This is a genomic window from Pandoraea sp. NPDC090278, assembly GCF_044772185.1.
Lineage (GTDB): Bacteria > Pseudomonadota > Gammaproteobacteria > Burkholderiales > Burkholderiaceae > Pandoraea.
Map to the genome: position 1 here is coordinate 367020 of NZ_JBIVYJ010000001.1, position 23042 is coordinate 390061.

The following is a 23042-nucleotide window of genomic DNA, read 5'->3' on the forward strand; positions in this document are numbered from 1 at the left end:
GGCAAACTTCGCGCTGGCAGTTGGGTGACCCTGACGTCAGGTACGGAACGTACCATTCACCGCGCCGGGCAGGGGCCGGGGGCGGAGTTTGGGTACTGGACCCGCGCGGGTGCAAACCGGCGCCGGTACGCTCCGATCGATCCTTATCAAGAATCAGGAATCCGTTTGAAATTCCCATACGAATGGCAGATCGGCTGGCGCTATACGCGCACCGGCAAGCGATCATCCGGCAACGGTTTCATTTCCTTCATCTCTTTCATCTCCATGGCCGGCATTGCGCTGGGCGTGGCAGCGCTCATTGTGGTGCTCTCGGTGATGAACGGCTTTCAGAAGGAAGTTCGGGACCGCATGCTCTCCGTGCTGGCGCACATCGAGGTCTTCGCGGTCGACGGCAACCTGCCGGACTGGCAGCGCACGGCCGCTGAGGCGCTGCAAAACAAGAACGTTATTGCGGCGGCACCTTATGTGGGCGAGCAGGCCATGCTCACGCGCGACGACAACGTGCGCGGCGTGGTGCTGCGCGGCATCGTGCCGAGTGAGGAAGCGAAGGTCTCCGACCTCGGCAAGCAGATTACGGACGGCACCCTGACTAACCTGACGCCGGGCAGCTTCGGCATCGTGCTCGGCCGCGAACTGGCGCGGGCGCTGGGCGTTAGCATCGGCGACAAGATCACGCTGGTGGCGCCTCAGGGGACGATCACGCCCGCAGGCGTGTTACCGCGCGTGAAGCAGTTCACCGTGGTCGCGATCTTCACGGCAGGGCATTACGAATACGACAGTTCGCTGGCGCTGATCGACTTGCATGACGCGGAAACGCTATTCAGACTCGACGGCCCGACGGGCGTGCGACTGAAAATTCAAGATATGGAGCAGGCGCCGCTCGTGGCGCGCGAACTGGCCAAGACGCTCTCCGGCAACATGTGGGTGCGCGACTGGACCCAGCAGAACAAGAACTGGTTCGTGGCGGTGCAGACCGAAAAGCGCATGATGTTCATCATCCTGACGCTCATCATCGCGGTCGCTGCGTTCAACCTGGTGTCCTCGTTGGTGATGACGGTGACCGACAAGTATGCGGACATCGCCATTCTGCGAACGCTGGGTGCGCAGCCCGGCTCGATCATGAAGATCTTCATCGTGCAGGGCGTGACAATTGGCTTTGCCGGGGCGTTGCTCGGTGTCGGCCTCGGCTGTCTGATTTCGGTGAATATCGGGACGATTGTGCCGTTCATCGAGCGTTTGCTGGGAATTCACTTCCTGCCGCAAGACATTTACTTCATTTCCGAATTGCCCTCGGATCTGCAATCGTCCGATGTGATCCGTATCGGGGTGATCTCCTTCATCCTCTCGGCGCTTGCGACGATCTATCCGAGCTGGCGTGCCTCGCGCGTCAAACCGGCGGAGGCCCTGCGCTATGAGTAACGCAAATCAATCGATGGCCCCGGTGCCGAATCTGGCGTACGACGGCCCTGTGTTGCGGGCTCGCGATCTGCATAAGACGTTCAAGCAAGGTCAGTTGAATGTGACAGTGCTCAACGGGGCGAGTCTTGACGTTGCGCCGGGCGAAAAAGTGGCGATCGTCGGCGCGTCGGGCTCCGGCAAGAGCACTTTGCTTCATGTGCTGGGCGGGCTCGACGATCCTTCGCGCGGAGAGGTGTCGTTGCTCGGCAAGCCGTTTTCGTCGCTGCGCGAGCGCGACAAGACGGCGCAGCGCAATCAGTCGCTCGGCTTCGTCTATCAGTTTCACCATCTGCTGGCCGAGTTCTCCGCGCTGGATAACGTGGCCATGCCGCTGCGTATCCGCCGTCTGCCGACCGAGCAGGCACGGGCCGCCGCGCAGGTGATGCTTGAGCGCGTCGGTTTGGGTTCGCGGATGAAGCATCGTCCGTCGGAACTGTCGGGCGGTGAGCGTCAGCGAGTGGCGATGGCGCGAGCGCTGGTCACGCAACCCGCATGCGTGCTGGCAGACGAGCCGACCGGTAACCTCGATGGGCACACGGCCGAGACCGTGTTCGAGCTCATGTTGGAGTTGTCGGAGACGCTCAAGACCAGCTTCGTGATCGTCACGCACGATATCGATCTGGCACGTCGCTGCGACCGCGCCTTGCGTCTTCGCGAAGGGATTCTGGAGTCCGCCTAAGGTCGTGCAAGGCCGTGTAAGGCGGGTGGTTGCTCGTCATGACTGACGGAGAAGCGCCGGGGATTTCCCCGGCGTTTTGCATTTTCGGGACGCCGCGCGCATGCGTTTTTCGGCAACGTCCTAGACCATGATGCGGTGTTGTCCGATGGTCACGACAACGACGACGTGCGAGCCTTGTCATCGCCCCGTAGAATTGACGCTTAAGGACACCTGACCATGTGGATCGATACCCATTGCCATCTCGATGCGGCCGAGTTTGACGCCGACCGCACCACCGTGATTTCCGACGCCGTCGCTGCGGGGGTGGCCGGGCTTGTTGTGCCGGCGGTCGAATGTGCGACGTTCGACGCGGCGCGTGCGGCCGCTCGCGCCATTCCGGGCGGCGCGTACGCGTTGGGCATTCATCCGCTCTACACGCCGCGCGCACGCGACGAGGACATCGCGACCCTGCGCCGGGCGGTCGAGCTTGCCATGGGGGATCCGCGCTTCGTCGGCATTGGCGAGATCGGGCTGGATTTCTTCGTCAGAACGCTTGACCCCGAGCGTCAGCAGTTCTTCTACGTCGAGCAACTCAAGATCGCACGCGATTTCGATCTGCCGGTCATTCTTCATGTGCGTCGCTCTCAGGACGCCCTGCTCAAACAGCTTCGGATCTTCACGCCGCGTGGCGGCATCGCCCACGCATTCAATGGCAGTCGGCAGCAGGCGGACATATTCGTCGAGCGCGGCTTTTGCCTCGGGTTCGGCGGACAGATGACGTTTGATCGCGCTTTGCAGATTCGTCGTCTGGCTGTGGATATGCCGCTGGAATCTATTGTGCTGGAGACGGATGCGCCCGACATTGCGCCGGAATGGCGCTACAAACAACGCAATAGCCCCGTGGAATTGCCGCGCATCGCACAGGTGTTGGCGGAGCTGCGCGGCGTCGCCCCTGAGATGTTGTCTCTTGCGACGTCCGCCAACGCCTGGCGCGTGCTGCCGCGCTTGTCGGGTGCCATGGCGATGGCGCCGGGTGACGGTCCTGCCACGAACTTCTCTCTGATTTCCCCCAACCCTTCCGGGCAATCGCGCTGACGCCGAGGCGTCGCGCGACTGTCGAAACATGACGTGGTGACGTCATGAGAATGGAGCTGCTCGCCTGGGTGGCGGGCGTCTGGTGGCTGCAACAAGCCTCGGTGCTGCCCTCGGGACACGGATTTTCGGTGGCGGTCGCCATTGCCGGGTGTGTATTCGTCGTGGGTGCGCTGCGCGTGATTTGGGTGGCAGGGCGCCCTAGGTCATACGCACGGCGGTGGGGGGCGAAGCGCGGGCGTGGCGATTGTGAGGGCAGGGCAGTACTTATCGGTAGCGGTGTCGATTGCCCTCCATTCAGTGCCGGAGCGTCTGCGAATCAAAGCTGGCTGCGATGGCTTGCGGTGACGGTATTCGCGTTGAGTGCCGGTGTTGGAGGATACGCCTGGGCGGCCTACCGGGCGGACCTGCGGCTCGGGGACAGCTTGCCCGCTGCGCTTGAGGGGCAGGACGTGCTGGTGACCGGCGTGGTGGCGGGACTGCCTATCACCACGGGCGATGGTGTGCGGTTCGTCTTCGATGTCGAAAGCGCGCACGCCATTGCGCGGGGCGATGTGGGCCTCGGCGGATGCGATGCGTGTGGCGCGTCGTTGGTGTGCGGAGAAGGGGATGGCGAAGGGGTATCGCTTTTGCCGACACGGCACACGGGCGGCGATGGCTCGGTATGCGGTGCGGTGCGCGTGCCGAAGCGCATCGAGTTGGTTTGGCCAATGCGCTCGCCCTTCCGTGCGAAACGCGATGCGCGCAGCGCCGTCGGCGTCGGCTCGGGGGATGCATGGCAGAGCGCTGTGGTGGTGGCAGGGCGGCAACTGCCTCGCGCAGGTGAGCGATGGCGAATGCCGGTTCGTCTCAAGGCGCCGCGTGGCTTCGCGAACTGGCATGGATTCGATGCGGAATTGTTGGCGCTGGTTCGGGGCATTCGGGCCTCAGGATATGTACGGACGTCGTTTGGCAAAGGTGCGCTTGCGAGCGCGGTTCGCCCAAGTCGCCTGCATGCGGGGCCGTTGCCAGGGTACGGATTCGCAGCGTGGCGCGAGCGATTGCGAGACGATTTTCGGGCCGCCCTGGACCCGTCGGCGAGATATGGCGGCGTGCTGATGGCGTTGGCGCTGGGAGAGCGCGGCGATATCGCGGATGACGACTGGCAAATGTTTGCCGACACCGGCGTGAGTCATTTGCTGGCGATCTCGGGGTTACACGTCTCGCTTGTCGCCGGGGCGCTGGCTGCGATGGTGGGCGGGCTGTGGCGTCGAGCGAGCTTTGCGCGATTGCGCTTGCCATTGTGGTGGCCAGCGCCGAAGGCGGCGGCTGTCGCAGGGTTGCTGGCGGCGGTGGCGTATGGCGCGATTGCGGGCTGGGGCGTGCCTGTGAGACGAGCCGTTGGCATGGTCGCGATCGTAGTGCTGGCGCTACTCACGGGACGAATCGCCGCGCCGTCTTATGTGTTGGCGTGGGCGCTGGCGATTATCGTTGCGCTGGATCCGTGGGCCGTCGTCACACCCGGTTTGTGGTTGTCGTTCGGTGCAGTGGCGGCGCTCGTGTTGGCCGCGAGGCGGGGTGACAGGGCGCGCTCGAAGTCGAGTGGGCGCGCAGACGGTGCGCGGGTTGCTGCGGATGCGCTGAAGCATGATGCGACGGGCGGTACCCCGGCCGGTTGGCGCGTCGTCGAGTGGATGGGGCGGTGGGGCGTCGAGTTAGGCCGCAGATTGGCACCTGCTGCTCGCGCACAGTATGCGGTCACCATCGGTCTGATTCCGTTGACGCTCGCGTGGTTCGGCGCGGTGCCATTGCTGGGACCATTGGCGAACGCCGTCGCCATTCCGGTGATGACGTTGATCGTGACGCCGCTCGCACTCGCAAGCCTATTGTTGCCTTCCGGTCTTGCGCACTGGGCGCTCGTTGCTGCACACACGGTGGTTGTCTGGCTGGCAGACTGGCTGGGCACACTTGCGGCGATGCCCTGGGCTGTCTGGCGCGCGCCGGTCGCACCGGTTTGGGCGCAGATGGCGGCCGTCGTCGGTGTAGTGGTGTGTCTCGTGCCGTTGCCGCAGTGGGTTCCCGCAACGAAGCGATGGGTGTTCGGCATACGGCTCGCTGGTGTGGCGCTGATGGGGCCGGCGGCCCTGGCGTCCCCGCAGCGCCCGGCGGTGGGCGAGTTTCGCGTGACCATGCTCGACATCGGTCAGGGCAACGCTGTGCTGGTCGAAACTGCAACACGAACGCTGCTGTTCGACAGCGGCCCGCCGCTGGGGCGGCGCAGCGATGCGGGACGGCGTGTCATCGTTCCCTACTTGCGCTCGATGGGGATAACACGGCTCGATCGGATGGTTATCAGCCACGCGCACGACGATCACTTCGGCGGCGCGTTGAGTGTGTTACGGGCATTTCCGGAGGCGCAAGTCCTGTCGTCCTTGCCTGATGGGCATCGGGTTCGGCGCGCGTCGGCAACGCATCGCACCTGTCTTGCCGGGCAGCAATGGCAGTGGGAGGGCGTCACATTCCGGTTTCTGCACCCGGACAAGGCAGCCTTGCGTGACGGACGGAACGGGAGGGCGGGGCCGAACAGCGTGAGCTGTGTCCTGCGAATTGCAAACGGACGGCACAGTGCACTACTCGCGGCCGACGCGGAAAGTGCACAGGAACGCACGATGGTGGCCCGCTATGGGCGAGCCCTGCGCTCGGACGTGCTGCTTGCTCCGCATCACGGCAGCCTGACGTCGTCGACCTCGGCGTTCGTGACGGCGATATCGCCATCCCACGTGGTGTTTCAAGCGGGGTATCGCAACCGCTTCGGGCATCCGAGGCCGGCCGTGGTCGCCCGCTATCGATCAGCGGGCGCGACGATCTGGCACAGCGTGACGCACGGCGGGATTCGGTTTTCCAGCACGCCGGACGGCATGACGGCCCAAGCTTACCGTGCGAGTTATCGGCGTTACTGGCACGCGTTGTCGCCGGGTGCGTCCTGAAAAGCGGTGGCGGCTTGTGCTGTGTGTGCGCCCGTTTCGGGATGACACCGCGCGGCAATTCGACGGAAACCTCTACGGATACTCAAGCAGCGGTTAGCTAGAATGGTCTGGCGAATGTCATGCGGCCTGATCCTCGTGCCGAATGCACTGCCGTGCACCAACGTGCACTGCCTCCCTGAGGCGCATGACGCACGCTCGCCAAGACAACGAATTCCATGACTAGAGACATCATCCATTTTTCGCACGGCAACGGCTTTCCCGCCGGGGTCTATCGCAAGATGCTCGGTGCGCTGGCCGACGAGTACGACGTGCGTGCCATCGACCGTATCGGGCATGACCCGCGCTATCCGGTGACGCCGGGTTGGCGGTATCTGCGCAACGAACTGGTCGACACGCTGGTGCGTCAGTATCAGGGCGAGCCGGTCTGGCTTGTCGGACATTCGCTTGGCGGCTTCCTGAGTCTCATGGCGGCACTCAAAGCCCCGCAGTGCGTGCGTGGTGTCGTGATGGTGGACTCGCCGATCGTGACGCCGGGCTGGCGCACGCAGATGCTTCGTCTTGGCATGCTGACGGGACTTTACGAACGGATGTCGCCCGCAGGGGTGACCAAGAAGCGTCGCGACCAATGGCCGGACTGGGAAAGTGCGTGGCAGCATTTTGCGAGCAAACCGGCGTTCGCGAGTTGGGATCCGGACGTGCTGCGCGATTACATCGATTGCGGGACCTTGCCGACGGGGGAGGGCGAAGCGCGGCGTCTCGCCTTTGCGCGCGAGATCGAGTACCGGATCTATCTGACGTTGCCGCCGTTGCTCGCCGTGCGCGCAATGCGAGGCGTGCCGGTGCCGGTCGGCTTCCTCGCGGGGACCGAGTCTCGTGAATTGCGTCAGGCCGGGATCGGGGCGACGCGCCGGATTGTCGGCACGCATCTGCGTTATGTCCCCGGCACCCATCTTTTCCCGATGGAGCGTCCGCTGGACACGGCAGCAGCCATCAGCGACATGCTCGCGGAATTGCGCGGCGAGCATCGCCGTCCGCTGGCAGCCTGAGGGTCGGGGGCTCGCCAAAGCGTCTGTCCGTCGGCACCGGCAGTGGTTTGTGCTGAGCGGGGTCTGCGATCGCAGAGATTCGTGCCGGGGCGCGCCGGTCGTGACGGGACGCCGCGCCGGGTGCCTGTCAAGGCCAAAATTTGCCGCGCAGCCCCTCGAGGACGGGGCGGGTTTCGGGTATAATCCGGCTTTCCCGCGAGCAATTACTGCGATGACCAAATTCGTTTTTGTCACGGGCGGCGTGGTTTCCTCTCTTGGTAAGGGAATTGCTGCCGCATCTCTGGCCGCGATTCTCGAATCGCGTGGCCTCAAAGTCACCCTCCTCAAGCTTGACCCCTACATCAACGTCGACCCGGGCACGATGAGCCCGTTCCAGCACGGCGAGGTGTTTGTGACCGAGGACGGTGCGGAAACCGACCTCGATCTGGGTCACTATGAGCGCTTCATCAGCGCGAAGATGCGTCGTGCGAACAACTTCACGACGGGCCAGATCTACGAGTCGGTGATCCGTAAGGAACGCCGTGGCGAGTACCTCGGCAAGACCGTTCAGGTCATTCCGCACATCACCAATGAAATTCAGGCCTTCGTCGAGCGCGGTGCGCGTTCGACGTGGGACGGCCATCCCGACGTCGCCATCGTCGAAATCGGCGGCACGGTCGGTGACATCGAGTCGCTCCCGTTCCTCGAAGCTGCGCGTCAGATGAACCTGCGCCTGGGCCGCAACAGCGTGGCCTTCGTGCACCTGACGCTCGTGCCGTACATTGCGACGGCCGGTGAACTCAAGACCAAGCCGACGCAACACAGTGTGCAGAAGCTGCGCGAAATCGGTATCTCGCCGGACGTGCTGCTGTGCCGCGCCGACCGTCAGATTCCGGAAGACGAGTGCGCCAAGATTTCGCTGTTCGCGAACATCCCGCAAGACGCCGTGATTTCGGTGTGGGACGTCGACACGATTTACAAGATTCCGCAAATGCTGCACGACCAGGGCATGGACAAGATCATCTGCGACGAGCTGAAGATCGAAGCCAAGCCGGCTGACCTGTCCATGTGGACGCGTCTGGTGCATGCCGTCGAGAATCCCAAGCACGATGTCACGATCGGCATGGTCGGCAAGTACGTCGATCTGACCGAGTCGTACAAGTCGCTGATCGAAGCGCTGCGTCACGCTGCCATCCACACGGAAACGCGCGTGAATATCGAGTACATCGATTCCGAGCAGATCGAGAAGGACGGCACGGATGCCCTCAAGCATCTGGACGCGATTCTCGTGCCGGGCGGTTTCGGCCGTCGGGGTACGGAAGGCAAGATCAAGGCGATCCGTTACGCTCGCGAAAACCGCGTGCCGTATCTGGGCATCTGCCTCGGTATGCAACTGGCCGTGATCGAATTCGCGCGCGACGTCGCCAATCTGGCCGACGCCAACAGCACGGAATTCGAGCCGGCGACGCCGCATCCGGTCGTTGCACTCATTACCGAGTGGCAAGATCGCGATGGCAAGGTCGAGCAGCGTACCGAAGACTCGGATCTGGGCGGCACGATGCGCCTGGGCTCGCAACGCGTGCCGATCAAGGCCGATACGATGGCCTCGCGCATTTATGGCGAGACGGTCAACGAGCGTCACCGCCACCGTTACGAAGTCAACAATCATTACGTCCCGCAGCTCGAAGCCGCCGGTCTGGTGATCTCGGCACGCACGCCGACCGAGAATCTGCCGGAAATGATGGAGCTGCCGCAACAGGTGCACCCGTGGTTCGTGGGCGTTCAGTTCCACCCCGAGTTCACCTCGACGCCGCGCGATGGCCACCCGCTCTTCAAGGCTTACGTTGAAGCAGCGCTGGCTGGTCAGCAAGCGCGTAAGAAGGCCGCCTAAGACGCGCAGCGAGCGAGAAACAAGGAGTTCCCATGAAACTGTGCGGTTTCGATGTTGGCCTGGACAAGCCGTTTTTCCTGATCGCGGGTACCTGCGTCGTCGAGTCGGAGCAAATGACGATCGACGTCGCGGGGCAGCTCAAGGAAATCACGAGCGCGCTCGGCATTCCGTTCATCTACAAGTCGTCGTTCGACAAGGCGAACCGTAGCTCGGGCAAGTCGTATCGCGGCCCGGGTCGCGAGCAAGGCCTGAAGATCCTCGAAGAAGTGCGTCGCCAGCTCGGCGTGCCGGTGCTCACCGACGTGCACACCGAAGAGGATGTGGCGGTTGCCGCGCCGATCGTCGACGTGCTGCAAACGCCGGCTTTCCTGTGCCGCCAGACCGATTTCATCCGCGCCTGCGCCCAGTCGGGCAAGCCGGTGAACATTAAGAAGGGGCAGTTTCTCGCGCCGCACGACATGATCAACGTCATCGACAAGGCCCGCGACGCTGCGCGCGAAGCCGGCCTTCCCGATGACGTCTTCATGGCCTGCGAGCGGGGTGTTTCGTTCGGCTACAACAACCTGGTCTCGGACATGCGCTCGCTGGCGATCATGCGTGAGACCGGTGCGCCAGTGGTGTTCGACGCCACGCACTCGGTGCAACTGCCGGGCGGACAAGGCACCAGTTCGGGCGGTCAGCGCGAATTCGTGCCGGTGCTCTCGCGTGCCGCCGTGGCCGTCGGCGTCTCGGGCCTCTTCATGGAGACGCACCCGGATCCGGCGTGCGCACTCTCGGATGGTCCGAACGCTGTGCCGCTGGGACGCATGCGCGAACTGCTCACCACGCTCAAGACGATTGACATGGCGGTGAAGCAGGGCGAGTTCCTGGAAAACAATTTCAACTGAAATGAGACACACCGTCCTGGGGCCACTATCAGCACGCCCACAGGACGGGTATAGCGGCCGGACGCCTTGGCAGCATGGCGTCGAGTCGTTAAGCTTGTCGCGCAGCGGTCGTCAATGGCCGCCGCGAAGGCGAGTCCTCGGAGGAGAGGTCCGCGTGCAGCACGCCGAGTGCACCGTCGACATCGAAGTCACCCCACAGGCCGCCGTGCCTCATTTCGAGGCGCCGTTGTTCCCCCGTCTACGTATTGCCCACCGGTGCGCGCGCAAGCGCGGCATCGGCCTCCACGTCAGGATTCGGCGCGCTGTCGGTTTGCGGTCAGCGCCCGGCGTGGAAGCGGCAGGTGGCAGGCAGGATCGCGGCGCGCAGCTGGTTCCCTTTAGCGTTTTTGTCTTATAGATACCGAGGAATACATGAGTGCAATCGTAGATATCATCGGGCGCGAAGTGCTGGACTCGCGCGGTAATCCGACGGTCGAGTGCGACGTGCTGCTGGAGTCGGGTGTGATGGGCCGCGCGGCAGTGCCGTCGGGTGCATCGACCGGCTCGCGCGAAGCGATCGAACTGCGTGATGGCGACAAGTCGCGCTATCTCGGCAAGGGTGTGCAGAAGGCTGTGGAGCACATCAACACCGAGATTTCGGAAGCCATCATGGGCCTGGATGCTGCCGAGCAGGCCTTCCTGGACAAGACCCTGATCGAACTCGACGGCACGGACAACAAGTCGCGCCTCGGTGCGAACGCCATGCTGGCCGTGTCGATGGCCGTCGCGAAGGCAGCCGCCGAAGAAGCGGGCCTGCCGCTGTACCGCTATTTCGGCGGTTCGGGCGCGATGCAAATGCCGGTGCCGATGATGAACATCGTCAACGGTGGCGCGCACGCCAACAACAGCCTGGACATCCAGGAATTCATGGTGATGCCGGTCGGCCAGTCGAGCTTCCGTGAAGCCCTGCGCTGCGGCACGGAAATCTTCCACGCACTCAAGTCGCTGATCGCCGAGAAGGGCTGGAGCACGGCTGTGGGCGACGAAGGCGGCTTTGCACCGAACTTCGAATCGAACGAACAGTGCCTCGCCACCATTCAGGAAGCCGTCGAAAAGGCCGGCTATCGCCTGGGCGACGACGTGCTGCTCGCGCTGGACTGCGCGTCGACCGAGTTCTACAAGAACGGCAAGTACGAACTGGCCGGTGAAGGCCTGTCGCTGACCTCGGAAGAGTTCGCCGACTACCTCGCCAACCTGTGCGACAAGTTCCCGATCGTCTCGATCGAAGACGGCATGTCGGAAGACGACTGGGCTGGCTGGAAGATCCTGACGGACAAGCTGGGCAAGAAGGTGCAACTCGTCGGCGACGATCTGTTCGTGACCAACACCAAGATCCTGAAGCAAGGTATCGATCAAGGCGTGGCCAACTCGATCCTCATCAAGATCAACCAGATCGGTACGCTGACGGAGACGTTCGCCGCCATCGAAATGGCCAAGCGCGCGGGTTACACGGCTGTTGTGTCGCACCGTTCGGGCGAAACCGAAGACTCGACGATTGCCGATATCGCTGTGGGCACCAATGCAGGTCAGATCAAGACCGGCTCGCTCTCGCGCAGCGATCGTATCGCCAAGTACAACCAGCTTCTGCGCATCGAAGAAGATCTCGGCGATATCGCTTCGTACCCGGGCAAGGAAACGTTCTACAATCTGCGCTAATTCCGTTTCCCCGGGCAGTTAGGGCCTGATGGTCGTCAGGCCCGCCTTCCCGGAATTCTTGCCAGGCGAAAGCATGCGAATGGTGACCTTGGTACTGGTGGCGTTGTTGGTTGTCATCCAGTATCCGCTCTGGTTCGGCCACGGTGGTTGGTTGTACGTGCACGAACTGCGCGACGAGCTGAGCGCCGAACAGCAGAAAAACGAGCAGTTGAAAGAGCGTAACGATCGCCTTGCCGGCGAAGTGCAGGATCTGCAGGACGGCACGTCGGCGATCGAAGAACGCGCTCGTTTCGAGTTGGGGATGGTCAAGGACGGCGAATTGTTCGTGCAATTCGTCGGTGCGGATGGGGCTGGCGCGCCGCAAGGCGCATCCGGTGCCGACGCGCCGCTCGTCTCGTCGACCGAGCCGGCTCACAAGACGGTCGCCGCCGCGCCGCCGCCCCCACCGTCGCAGACGAAGGGCAAGACGCAGTCGGCGCACAAGGCGCAGCATCACTGATCCTCACTGACCGCTGCTGCCGTCCCCGGCAATCTCGCGCAGACGTAGCACAAAAAAGGCACTCCCTCAGGAGTGCCTTTTTTTTGACCGTCGGAATCCGGCCTTCAGAAGCCGATGCCGATGCCAACCGAGGATCGCGGGCCATACCCGCCGGGACCGTACCATCCCGGCCCGTACCAGCCGGGGCCGTACCAACCAGGGCCACCCCAGCCGCCATAGAAGTAGGCGTTGCTGTTGTAGCTGCGGATGGCATCGTCCAGTGCGCGTTGGGCGCGCTCACGCTCGATCGTGGATTCCTGCTCGTCGTAGATGCGCTTGTTCAGCCGCGTCAGGTCCTGCTTTTGCGCGTCCGTCATGGCTGGCTCCCCTTCCTGCGATTCTGGAAGCCGTGCCGAAGGGGCGTCGGGCGGCGGCAACTGCAGTTGCGCACAGCCGGTGGCCAACGTCAGCGCGAGCAGCGCCATTGCGCAAGCTGGGGCTCGCCATAGGCGGGCAGTGTGTGCGGCGAAATCGGGGGAGGCTTCGGCAGTGGCTCGGGGCATGATGGCGCGATAACCCGGTGTGGTTCCATCCTATCCGTGGACGGAGGGCAATGGCATCCGATGCGGGGCGGTCCCGCATCTCGCCGGATGTGAACTCAGAGTCCCCGGCGCGCGGGGTGTTCCGCGGGCCGCAGGAAATCCGTGTTTCAGTGCTGCCCGGCCGGGGCTGCGTGAGACTGCTCGGTGAAGAGTTGGGCCGCGTCGACCTTGTCGAAATGATAGGTCTGACGGCAGAACTCGCAAGCGACTTCGACACTGGGGCGCTCGTCGAACACGCTCATGACTTCGGCTTCGCCCAGCGTGCGCAGCATGTTCGATACGCGTTCACGCGAGCATGTGCAGCGAAACGCCGTCGGCAGCGGGTCGAACACACGGACCGTTTCTTCCCAGAACAGGCGATGCAGCATTTCCTCGCGGTCCGTGCTCAGCATTTCATCGCGTTTGAGCGTGTTGCCGAGATGGCAGACGCGATTCCACGTGTCCTCGTCTTCCTCGGGCGCACGTTCGGCGCCGCTACCAGCCGTGCCGCCGTGGCCCGGTAGCTTTTGCAGCAGAACGCCGACTGCGTGGTTTTCGTCTGAGGCCAGCCAAAGACGCGTGTCGAGCTGCTCCGAATGGTGCATGTAATGCTCAAGCACCGACGCCATATCAGGCAGCGGGCCGTGTTCGTCCGACAACGGCACCACGCCCTGATACGGCTGCTGGCCGGGCTGCTTCACGCGCGGATCGAGCGTGATGGCGAAGCTGGCGCGGCCGTTCACGTTGACCATCGACTTGAGCGACGCGTCTTCCGGGATCTCGCCGCTGTACTTCGCCGTGGCGCGCATCGTGAGGTCGGCATTGCATTCCACGACCACCATGCTGACAGGGCCGTCACCGTGCAGTTGCAGGATCAGCGCGCCGTCGAATTTGACGTTCGCCGTCAGCAGCGCGGCCGCAGCCATCATTTCGCCGAGCAGGTTGCGTACGGGGGTCGGGTAGTCGTGACGTTCCAGCACAGCGCGCCAGGTAGCGTCGAGGCTGACGTATTCGCCGCGCACGGGGGCGGCGTCGAACATGAATTTCTGAAGTTGGTCGGACACGGTCGAATTCCTGAAAAATGCGGCAACGGCGGTCGGTACGGACGGGCCCGACGGGCGAGATATGCCTTGAGGACGCCTATTGCTCTCTAGTGCAATAAGCGCACAAGTCCTTCTGCATTCGCTCGTTCTGGCTGACCCATCAGCGCGCAATTGCCGATGATTGGCGCGTCAATGTTGCGATATCTGGGGGCGCGCGCCGCATTTTCAACACGTCGGCAGCGCACGCTCGCGCTCCCGACTGGCCGCGCGCGCCACTGCCGGACGTGCGTTCAGCCGATGCGCACCAGCTGTTCCTTGAAAACCTGCCGGCGCGTTGCATAGACGTCGGCATTGCGCTTGAGATTGGCGACCTCTTCATCGGTCAGTTCGCGCACGACCTTGGCGGGCACGCCGAGAATCAGCGAACGATCCGGAAATGTCTTGCGCTCGGTGACCAGCGCGCCTGCGCCGACCAGGCTGTCGCGGCCGATGACGGCGCCGTTGAGCAGCACGGCCTGAATGCCGATCAGCGAGTTCTCGCCGACGGTGCAGCCGTGCAGCATGGCCTGATGGCCGACACTGACGCCATCGGCCAGCGTGAGCGGATAGCCCGGATCGGCATGCAGCACAGCGCCTTCCTGCACGTTGGTGCCGACGCCGACCTTGATCGGCTCGTTATCGCCGCGAATCGCCACGCCCGGCCACACGCTGCTGTTCTCCGCGAGTACCACCTCACCGATGATGGTGGCGGTGTCGGCCACGAAAGCACTCTCGTGGATCTGCGGGGTCTTGTCTCCAAGTTTATAGATCGGCATGGCGGCTTCGGTTCGCGGTTAAAATCGACGAAACCGCTATTGTAACGTCATGGCCGATTTCACTCCTGCCCCCGGCGCCGATGCCGCGCGCCACGCCGTTTCCGGCAAATCCGTCGAAATTTCCTCTGCTTCCGCTGCTGTGCCGTCGTCGGCCGATGTGTCTGGCTGCGCGCGCGAACGTGCGCTCGAACTGCTGCGCGTCTGCGATCCGTTCGAGAAGGCTACGGGGGTCACGGCGCTGCGCGACGCCGTTCGCGACGGGGCGGCGCATTGGTATCCGGCACGTCAATTCCTGTCTGCGGACGGTGAGCACGAGGCCGGGATTCCGGGGCGTCCGGCAACACCGCGACTGGTTTCGCCCAGGGAGTTGAAGCAGCGGGCTGTGACGTCGATCGACGGGCGTGCCGCGCTGTTGCACGCGCTTGCTCACATCGAATTCAACGCCATCAATCTCGCACTGGACGCCTTGTGGCGCTTCGACGGCCTGCCGAGCGCCTATTACGACGACTGGCTTCAGGTCGCGGCGGAGGAGGCGTATCACTTCTCGCTGCTCGTCTCGCATCTGCGAACGCTGGGCGATCAGTACGACTACGGCTGCTTCCCGGCGCACGATGGGCTCTGGGATATGGCGCGACGCACGTCCGGCGACTGGCTGGCGCGTCTGGCGCTTGTGCCGCGAACGCTGGAAGCGCGCGGCCTGGACGCCAGTCCGCCCATCAAGGCAAAACTCTCCAGCGCGGGCGACAAGGCCGGTGCGGCGATTCTCGACATCATCCTGCGCGACGAGATCGGACATGTCGCCATCGGCAACCGCTGGTATCGCTGGGGCTGCGAGCGCGCGGGCTGCGAGCCGGTCGAGACGTACGCGCGCCTGGCTACACAGTACGGCGCGCCACGCCTGCGCGGACCGTTCAATCTCGAAGCGCGCAGGGCCGCCGGATTCGACGATGCCGAACTCGCGGCCCTTCAGGCCGGTGAATGAGGGCGGCGTACTCGTGAAAGCGCATGAAAGCGCGATCCGCATTTTTGACGCTGCTTCCGAGGTGGCGACGTCCGTCGATATACTCGACGTTCTCCATTCGTTCAGATATTCACTTTCTGCCTGCGTCATGACTGATGTGACCGAAATGACCGATTCCCGATCCGAGTTTCTGACGGTGCGCGGCCTGCGCCACCACGTTCGCCAGTGGGGCACGCCCGGCGCGCCCAAGCTGTTTGCGCTGCATGGCTGGATGGACGTGTCTGCATCGTTCCAGTTTGTCGCTCAGACGCTCGCGCAGCGTTGGCACGTGCTCGCGCCCGACTGGCGAGGCTTCGGCCTCACCGACTGGCCCGTCGCCGACGGACGCGCTGGCAGCTATTGGTTCCCGGACTACATTGCCGATCTCGACGCGCTCGTCGATGTCTACACGGAACCCGGCGAAGCCATCAATCTGATCGGCCACAGCATGGGCGGTAACGTGGCCTGCCTGTACGCCGGTGTACGTCCGGCGCGGGTGCGGCGTCTTGTGAATCTCGAAGGCTTCGGCCTGCCGCCGTCGCCACCGGCTGCGGCAATTCGTCAACTGAGTCGCTGGCTGGACGATGTGCAGACGCAGCCGACGCTGCGTCCCTACGCGTCGCTCGACGACGTGGCGGCGCGCCTGCGCAAGACAAACCCGCGCCTCACGCCCGAACGGGCGGCGTGGCTTGCGCCGCGCTGGGCACGTCAGGCGAGCGACGGTCAGTGGCATTTGCTTGCCGATGCCGCTCACAAGATGGCCAACCCCTATCCGTACCGGCTGGACGAAGCGATGGCGGTGTGGAGCAACGTAAGCGCACCCGTCCTGCATGTCGAGGCGACGGATTCGGACGTGCTGCAACATTTCTCCGGGGCGCAGGGTAAGGAGGTCTTTCGCGAACGCTTCGAGGTCTTTCCGAATTTGACGGAGGCGTTCGTCGACGATGTGGGGCATATGCTGCATCACGACCAGCCGGAAGTTGTCGCGCGCCTGATTGAGGATTTCTGCCGCAACTAGGGGCGGTCCAGCGCAGCGGGACAAGTTCGGGCAGCACGCGGCAACTCGCGTCGCGTGCACTTGAGCGGTAGAATGAGGGCGTCATTACCACGTCATACGCCAGTGTCTGGAGGGCGATCACGGGGCGAGGGGGCTGAAGGGGCAGCAGGGCTGCCGAAGCCCCTGAAATCCGGTATCGCGCCATCGCCCGGCGGCTCATCATGCTCAACGCGGATCTTCATTGTCATTCCAAGGTGTCGGACGGCACGCTGACGCCGTCCGAAGTGGCGCAGGTCGCTTTCGAGGCCGGTGTCGACCTATGGGCGCTGACGGACCACGATGAAATCGGCGGCCAGCGCGAAGCGCGGGCGGCGGCCGAAGCGCTGGGCATGCGTTACGTGAGCGGCGTCGAAATCTCGATTACGTGGGCGAACCGCACGGTGCATATCGTCGGACTGAACATCGACCCCGACAACCCGGCGCTGATCGACGGCCTCGCGGCGACGCGCGGCGGTCGTGCCGCTCGGGCGCAACTGATGAGCGAGCAACTGGCGGCCGCTGGCATTCCCGACGCATACGAAGGCGCGCTGCGCTTCGTCGGCAATCCCGACCTGATCTCCCGCACGCACTTCGCGCGCTTTCTGGTAGAAATCGGCAAATGCGCGTCGGTCTCCGACGTTTTTGCGAAGTATCTTTCGGAGGGACGTCCGGGCTACGTGCCGCATCGATGGGCGACGCTCGAGGAGTCCGTCAAGTGGATTCGCGGCGCGGGTGGCATTGCCGTTGTGGCCCACCCCGGGCGCTATAAATTCACGCAGCTGGAATTCGGCGCGCTGTTCGATCAGTTCCGCGAACTGGGCGGCGAAGCGATTGAAGTAGTGACCGGCAGCCATACGCCGGATCAGTACCGCGAGTATGCCGATGTCGCGCGTCAGTACGGTTTTCTGGCGTCGCGCGGCTCGGATTTCCATGGACCGACCGAGAGCCGTGCGCTGCTCGGCAAGCTGCCACCGTTGCCCGACGATCTCACCCCGGTCTGGAGCCGCTGGCAGTAACTTACCGCCAACATGTCGCAATTCTTCCAGATTCACCCGGAAAATCCTCAGCCACGTCTCATCAAACAAGCGGCACAGATCATCGACAAAGGCGGCATCGTGGCGTTGCCGACCGATTCGAGCTACGCGATTGCCTGTCATATCGACGACAAGCAGGCCGTCGACCGGCTGCGGCGTATTCGCGGCCTTGACGAGAAGCAGATGCTCTCGCTGCTCGTGCGTGATTTGTCCGAGCTGGCCGAATTTGCCATCGTCGACAACCGGCAGTACCGGCTGATCAAGGCGACGACGCCGGGGCCGTACGTTTTCATTCTGGAAGCGACGAAAGAGGTGCCGCGACGCCTGTCGCACCCGTCGCGAAAGACGATCGGCCTGCGGGTGCCGGAACATGCCATTACGCTGGCGCTGCTCGAAGAACTAGGCCAGCCGCTGCTGGCCACGACGCTGATTCTGCCCGATGAAACCGAGCCGCTGAACGACCCGGAGGAAATCCGGGAGCGGCTCGAGAAGCAACTGGACCTCGTCATCGACGGCGGGGCGTGCCCCAAGGAGCCGTCGACGGTGGTCGATCTGACGGTGACGCCGCCGGAAGTCTTGCGTCGCGGACGCGGGTCGCTGACACCGTTCGGTCTGTCGTGATGGCGTGGATGTCGCTGTGCCTGCCCGCCGTGGCCCCAAAATCTTTGTAAGGGTGGGTAATACTGGCGTGCAGGTCTGCTTGTTACAATAGTCGGCTATGAATGCAGACCTGATCCAGACCATCGCGGTCTACGCGCTCCCAGTCCTCTTCGCGATTACGTTGCACGAGGCGGCGCACGGCTATGTCGCCAAGCATTTCGGCGACCCCACGGCATTTCTGATGGGGCGCGTCACACTCAATCCCCTCAAACACATCGATCCGATCGGCACGATCCTCGTGCCGCTGGCGCTTTACTTCATGACGAGCGGGGCTTTCCTGTTCGGTTACGCGAAGCCGGTGCCGGTCGCGTTCGGCAGCTTGCGCAATCCGCGCATCGATACGATCTGGGTCGCGCTGGCCGGTCCGCTGTGCAACTTCGCGCAGGCGATTCTCTGGGCCCTGGTCACCGTCGGGCTCCAGATCGCGGAGGTTCGCGAACCGTTCTTCCTGATGATGGCGCAGGCCGGTCTCGTGGTGAACCTCGTGATGTGCATGTTCAACCTGTTTCCGGTGCCGCCGCTCGACGGCGGACGCGTGCTGGTCTCGCTGCTGCCTGCGCGTGCGGCCTATACGCTCTCACGCATCGAGCCTTACGGCTTTTTCATTGTGATGGCGTTGGTTGTCAGTGGTGTGCTCGGCCGTGTCTGGCTGTGGCCGCTGATTCAGTGGGGGCGTGACTTGATCGTGTGGATGCTCACGCCGCTGCTGTCGCTGGCTTCCTGAAGTTTTTGCAGACTTATAACTAGACCATGTACCCCGAACGCGTTTTCTCCGGCATGCGACCGACCGGTCGTCTGCACCTCGGCCACTATCACGGCGTGCTCAAGAACTGGATTCAGCTCCAGTCGGAGTATCCGTGCTACTTCTGCGTGGTCGACTGGCATGCGCTCACCACGCACTACGAGACGCCCGACGTCATCGAACAGAACGTATGGGACGTACTGATCGACTGGCTGGCCGCAGGGATCGATCCGAATCAAGCCACGCTCTTCATCCAGAGCAAGGTGCCCGAGCATGCCGAACTGGCGCTGCTCATCGGTATGAGCACGCCGCTGGGCTGGCTCGAACGTGTGCCGACGTACAAGGAGCAGATCGAAAAGCTCAAGGAAAAGGACCTGTCGACGTACGGCTTCCTTGGCTATCCGGTGCTCATGGCGGCGGACATTCTCCTGTATCGCGCGCTGCATGTGCCGGTGGGTGAAGATCAGGTGCCGCACGTGGAAATGACCCGCGAGATCGCACGGCGCTTTAACTATCTGTACGGTCGCGAGGCGGGCTTCGAAGAGAAGGCGCTGGCGGCCGCACGCAAGCTCGGCGGCAAGCGCTCGAAGCTCTATCTCGAATTGCGCAATGCGTATCAGGAGAAGGGCGACGACGAGGCGCTCGAACAGGCGCGTGCCATGCTGTCCGAATCGCAGTCGTTGTCGATGGGCGATCGCGAGCGTCTTTTCGGTTACCTCGAAGGCGCACGCAAACTGATTCTGGTGGAGCCGCAAGCGCTGTTGACGCCTGCGTCGCGTATGCCGGGGCTCGACGGTCAGAAGATGTCGAAGTCCTATAACAACACCATCGGCTTGCGCGAAGACGCGGAATCGATCACCAAGAAGGTGCGCACGATGCCGACGGATCCGGCGCGTGTGCGTCGCACCGACCCGGGCGATCCCGACAAGTGCCCGGTGTGGCAGTTGCATCAGGTCTATAGCGACGACGATACGCGCGAGTGGGTCCAGAAGGGCTGTCGCAGTGCGGGCATCGGTTGCATCGAATGCAAGCAGCCGGTCATCGAGGGCATCCTGCGTGAACAACAGCCGATGCTTGAGCGCGCGCAAAAGTACATGGACGATCCGTCGCTGCTGCGCGCCATCGTGGCCGACGGCTGCGAGAAGGCCCGCAAGTCGGCGCAGGAAATCATGCGCGACGTGCGTGAAGCCATGGGGCTCCAGTATTCATGACGGCTGACGTCGTGACTGTCGCTGCGTCGGGTGCTGTGCATGGCACAGGTGCGCCGTCTGCGTGGCTGGTGCGCTGGGCACATCTCATCGCGCCGGGTGCGCGCGTGCTCGATCTTGCGTGCGGGCACGGACGTCACACCCGCTGGCTCGCCGGGCGGGGTGTGCATGTGACGGCTGTCGATCGCGACGAGGCGGCGCTTGCCACGATGGCAACGCTCGCAAACGTGACGACGCTCAGCGCCGATCTGGAAGGTGCGCCGTGGCCGCTGACGGCGCACGCGCCGTTCGACGCCGTCATCGTCACAAACTATCTGCATCGACCGCTGTTTGCGCAGATCGCCGCGAGCGTGGCGCCGGGCGGCGTGCTGATTTACGAAACCTTTGCCCAAGGAAACGAAAGGCACGGGAAACCGTCCAATCCGCTGTTTCTGCTGGGGCCGGGCGAGTTGCTCGACGTCGCGCATACAGCGGGCCTGCGTGTCACGGCTTACGAGGATGTCACGCTGCCTGCGCCGCGTGCGGCGTGTGTGCAGCGACTGTGCGCGACACGTGCCGCCGTCCCCGGGGAAAACCCCGGCATCGCCGCCCTGTACGAGGCGACAGCGTAATCCGCTACAATCCACCCTTATCGCTGAATTGTTCGATCAACCATGACTACCCAAACTCCGATTCAAGGCAGTATCGTCGCGATTGTCACCCCGATGGCAGAGGACGGCAGCCTTGACCGTGAAGCACTGCGTAACCTGATCAACTGGCACGTCGACGAAGGCACGGACGGCATCGTGATCGTCGGCACGTCGGGCGAGTCCCCGACGGTGAACGTGGAAGAGCACTGCGAACTCATCGAGATCGCCGTGCAGCAAACCGCAGAAGCTGGCCAGTCGCGTGGACGCAAGGTGCCCGTGATCGCCGGCACCGGCGGTAATTCGACGGCCGAAGCTATCGAACTGACCCGGCATGCCAAGAAGGTCGGTGCGGATGCGTCGCTGCAAGTCGTGCCGTACTACAACAAGCCCACGCAGGAAGGCCAGTACCAGCACTTCCGCGCCATTGCCGAAGCCGTTGAGCTTCCGGTCATCCTCTATAATGTGCCCGGCCGTACCGTGGCAGACGCCAGCAACGATACGCTGCTGCGTCTGGCGCAAGTGCCTGGCATCGTTGGCGTGAAAGACGCCACGGGCAACCTGGATCGCGGCATCGACCTGATCCGGCGCGCCCCGAAGAGCTTCGCCGTGTATAGCGGCGACGACCTGACGGCTGTTGCGCTCATGCTCATGGGCGGTCAGGGTAATATCTCGGTCACCGCCAACGTGGCACCGCGTGCAATGCACGATCTGTGCGTGGCTGCGCTGGCCGGCGACGTGACCAAGGCACGTGAACTGCAATTCAAGCTGTTCGAACTGCATCGTGCCATGTTCGTCGAAGCCAATCCGATCCCCGTGAAGTGGGCGCTGCAAAAGATGGGCATGATCGCGTCGGGCATCCGCCTGCCGCTCACGCCGCTTGCGCAGCCGTATCAGGACACGGTGCTCGAAGCCCTCAAGTCGGCCAACATCGCCGTTGTCTAAGCTGTCGTTCAGGCACCCGGGTTCGATTGCCCACCCATTTTTTTGCGACTCATGAAACGAATCGTCAGTAATTCCGTAGCTCGTCCCGTGCTGGCATGGGCCGCTATTGCCTCGTTGGCCCTCGTCGCCGGATGTAGCTCGCTGTCGAGTGCCTTGTCTTCGGACAAGGTCGACTACAAGAGCTCGAAGACCGGCCCCTCGCTCGACGTCCCGCCGGATCTGACGAACGTTCAGGCCGCTGATCGCAAGTACGTGACGCCGGGCGGTACCGCCACGCTGTCGACCTACGAGACGCAGCAGAAGGTCGTTGCCGCCAACCCGACGGATACGGTGCTGCCGGACGTGCCGGGCATGAAGGTCGTGCGCGACGGCAACGAGCGTTGGCTCGTGATTCAGAAGCCGGCCGGTGAACTGTGGCCGACGCTGCGCGAGTTCTGGCAGGAAAACGGCTTCGTGTTGACGATCGACTCGTCCGATACCGGTGTGATGGAAACCGACTGGGCAGAGAACCGCGCCAAGCTGAATCAGGACATCATCCGCGATCTGCTGGGCAAGGTGCTCGACGGTCTGTATTCGACGGGCGAGCGCGATCGTTTCCGTACGCGCGTCGAACGTGATCCGAATGGCGGCACGGACATCTACATCACGCATCGTCGCATGGTGGAAGTGTTCACGAACTCGCAGAAGGACACGACCAAGTGGGAACCGGCACCGAACGATCCGGGTCTCGAAGCCATCATGCTCACGAAGCTGATGCAGCGCTTCGGTGCGCAGGCCGATCAGGCCAAGGCGCAAGTCGAAAGCGCGAAGGCGGGCGGACCGACCAGCCAGGTCGTGAAGACGGCCGATGCTTCGTACCTCGACATCAACGAGCCGTTCGACCGCGCATGGCGTCGTGTGGGCGTGGCGCTCGACCGCGGTAACTTCACCGTGGACGACCGTGACCGCGCGAAGGGTCTGTACTTCGTGAGCTATGTCGATCCGGCATCGCTGGCGAAGGACAACGGTTTCTTCTACAGCCTGTTCCATGCGAAGGAAGTGCAGGATCAGAAGAAGGCCAAGAAGTACAGCGTGAACGTGCAGGGTCGCGGCGACAGCCAGACTCGCGTGCAGGTGCTCGACGACAAGGGTAACGTCGACAACTCGCAGATCGCTCAGACGATCATCAGCGTGATCGGCAACCAGCTCCGTTAAGGCGGGGC

The 23042-nt window shown here is 63.4% G+C and carries 21 protein-coding genes; 18 read left to right on the top strand and 3 right to left on the bottom strand.

The features are described 5' to 3' along the window. Window positions 1–165 precede the first annotated feature (165 nt). The 9 genes from ACIQWO_RS01575 (at window position 166) to ftsB (ending at window position 12171) form a co-directional block, all read left to right on the top strand. On the top strand, window positions 166–1419 hold the full coding sequence (locus tag ACIQWO_RS01575; RefSeq protein ID WP_150576734.1) for a lipoprotein-releasing ABC transporter permease subunit: 1254 nt from the start codon (window positions 166–168) through the stop codon (window positions 1417–1419). Then, window positions 1412–2137 (top strand): lipoprotein-releasing ABC transporter ATP-binding protein LolD, encoded by a 726-nt coding sequence (lolD, locus tag ACIQWO_RS01580; protein ID WP_402818347.1) that lies wholly within the window; start codon window positions 1412–1414, stop codon window positions 2135–2137. The genes ACIQWO_RS01575 and lolD overlap by 8 nt, the downstream gene beginning before the upstream one ends. A 216-nt stretch (window positions 2138–2353) precedes the next feature. Then, window positions 2354–3211, top strand: a complete 858-nt coding sequence (locus ACIQWO_RS01585) for a TatD family hydrolase (protein ID WP_402818350.1) — start codon at window positions 2354–2356, stop codon at window positions 3209–3211. A gap of 44 nt (window positions 3212–3255) precedes the next feature. Next, window positions 3256–6174 (top strand): DNA internalization-related competence protein ComEC/Rec2, encoded by a 2919-nt coding sequence (locus ACIQWO_RS01590; protein WP_402818353.1) that lies wholly within the window; start codon window positions 3256–3258, stop codon window positions 6172–6174. 215 nt (window positions 6175–6389) lie between these two features. Beyond that, complete coding sequence (locus ACIQWO_RS01595) at window positions 6390–7220, top strand: alpha/beta fold hydrolase (RefSeq protein ID WP_402818356.1); 831 nt, start codon at window positions 6390–6392, stop codon at window positions 7218–7220. A 211-nt stretch (window positions 7221–7431) separates the two neighbouring features. Then, on the top strand, window positions 7432–9090 hold the full coding sequence (locus ACIQWO_RS01600; RefSeq protein WP_402818359.1) for a CTP synthase: 1659 nt from the start codon (window positions 7432–7434) through the stop codon (window positions 9088–9090). A 32-nt stretch (window positions 9091–9122) separates the two neighbouring features. Beyond that, window positions 9123–9977 (top strand): 3-deoxy-8-phosphooctulonate synthase, encoded by an 855-nt coding sequence (kdsA, locus tag ACIQWO_RS01605; protein WP_402818362.1) that lies wholly within the window; start codon window positions 9123–9125, stop codon window positions 9975–9977. A 411-nt stretch (window positions 9978–10388) separates the two neighbouring features. Next, window positions 10389–11672 carry a phosphopyruvate hydratase gene (gene eno / locus ACIQWO_RS01610; RefSeq protein ID WP_039399287.1) on the top strand — a complete coding sequence of 428 codons (1284 nt, stop codon included), beginning with the start codon at window positions 10389–10391 and terminating at the stop codon, window positions 11670–11672. Between the two features lie 73 nt (window positions 11673–11745). Next, window positions 11746–12171, top strand: a complete 426-nt coding sequence (gene ftsB / locus ACIQWO_RS01615; protein ID WP_150664814.1) for a cell division protein FtsB — start codon at window positions 11746–11748, stop codon at window positions 12169–12171. A 104-nt stretch (window positions 12172–12275) separates the two neighbouring features. Here ftsB and ACIQWO_RS01620 read toward each other — a convergent pair whose 3' ends face one another. The 3 genes from ACIQWO_RS01620 to ACIQWO_RS01630 all read right to left on the bottom strand — a co-directional run bounded on the left by ACIQWO_RS01620 (window position 12276) and on the right by ACIQWO_RS01630 (window position 14589). Next, on the bottom strand, window positions 12276–12713 hold the full coding sequence (locus ACIQWO_RS01620; protein ID WP_402818367.1) for a hypothetical protein: 438 nt from the start codon (window positions 12711–12713) through the stop codon (window positions 12276–12278). 146 nt (window positions 12714–12859) lie between these two features. After that, window positions 12860–13795 carry an Hsp33 family molecular chaperone HslO gene (gene hslO / locus ACIQWO_RS01625; RefSeq protein ID WP_402818370.1) on the bottom strand — a complete coding sequence of 312 codons (936 nt, stop codon included), beginning with the start codon at window positions 13793–13795 and terminating at the stop codon, window positions 12860–12862. A 269-nt stretch (window positions 13796–14064) separates the two neighbouring features. After that, complete coding sequence (locus ACIQWO_RS01630; protein WP_150738520.1) at window positions 14065–14589, bottom strand: gamma carbonic anhydrase family protein; 525 nt, start codon at window positions 14587–14589, stop codon at window positions 14065–14067. 49 nt (window positions 14590–14638) lie between these two features. On the opposite strand from ACIQWO_RS01630, the gene ACIQWO_RS01635 reads away from it, so the two are divergent. The 9 genes from ACIQWO_RS01635 to bamC all read left to right on the top strand — a co-directional run bounded on the left by ACIQWO_RS01635 (window position 14639) and on the right by bamC (window position 23034). Beyond that, a complete protein-coding gene (locus tag ACIQWO_RS01635; RefSeq protein ID WP_402818375.1) occupies window positions 14639–15571 on the top strand; it encodes a ferritin-like domain-containing protein in 933 nt (310 codons plus the stop codon). A 145-nt stretch (window positions 15572–15716) separates the two neighbouring features. After that, window positions 15717–16607, top strand: a complete 891-nt coding sequence (locus tag ACIQWO_RS01640) for an alpha/beta fold hydrolase (RefSeq protein WP_402818378.1) — start codon at window positions 15717–15719, stop codon at window positions 16605–16607. A 200-nt stretch (window positions 16608–16807) separates the two neighbouring features. After that, window positions 16808–17641: a 3',5'-nucleoside bisphosphate phosphatase gene (locus tag ACIQWO_RS01645; protein ID WP_402818381.1), complete on the top strand. Its 834-nt coding sequence runs from the start codon at window positions 16808–16810 to the stop codon at window positions 17639–17641. Between the two features lie 12 nt (window positions 17642–17653). Next, a complete protein-coding gene (locus ACIQWO_RS01650) occupies window positions 17654–18280 on the top strand; it encodes an L-threonylcarbamoyladenylate synthase (RefSeq protein WP_150660574.1) in 627 nt (208 codons plus the stop codon). 97 nt (window positions 18281–18377) lie between these two features. After that, window positions 18378–19043, top strand: a complete 666-nt coding sequence (locus ACIQWO_RS01655) for a site-2 protease family protein (protein WP_402818387.1) — start codon at window positions 18378–18380, stop codon at window positions 19041–19043. 26 nt (window positions 19044–19069) lie between these two features. Then, window positions 19070–20272 (top strand): tryptophan--tRNA ligase, encoded by a 1203-nt coding sequence (locus tag ACIQWO_RS01660; protein WP_046291512.1) that lies wholly within the window; start codon window positions 19070–19072, stop codon window positions 20270–20272. Beyond that, complete coding sequence (locus ACIQWO_RS01665) at window positions 20269–20880, top strand: class I SAM-dependent methyltransferase (protein ID WP_402818390.1); 612 nt, start codon at window positions 20269–20271, stop codon at window positions 20878–20880. The genes ACIQWO_RS01660 and ACIQWO_RS01665 overlap by 4 nt, the downstream gene beginning before the upstream one ends. 42 nt (window positions 20881–20922) lie before the next feature. Beyond that, on the top strand, window positions 20923–21840 hold the full coding sequence (gene dapA, locus ACIQWO_RS01670) for a 4-hydroxy-tetrahydrodipicolinate synthase (RefSeq protein WP_150576746.1): 918 nt from the start codon (window positions 20923–20925) through the stop codon (window positions 21838–21840). Between the two features lie 51 nt (window positions 21841–21891). Further along, a complete protein-coding gene (bamC, locus tag ACIQWO_RS01675) occupies window positions 21892–23034 on the top strand; it encodes an outer membrane protein assembly factor BamC (RefSeq protein ID WP_402818395.1) in 1143 nt (380 codons plus the stop codon). The last annotated feature ends 8 nt before the right edge of the window (window positions 23035–23042 follow it).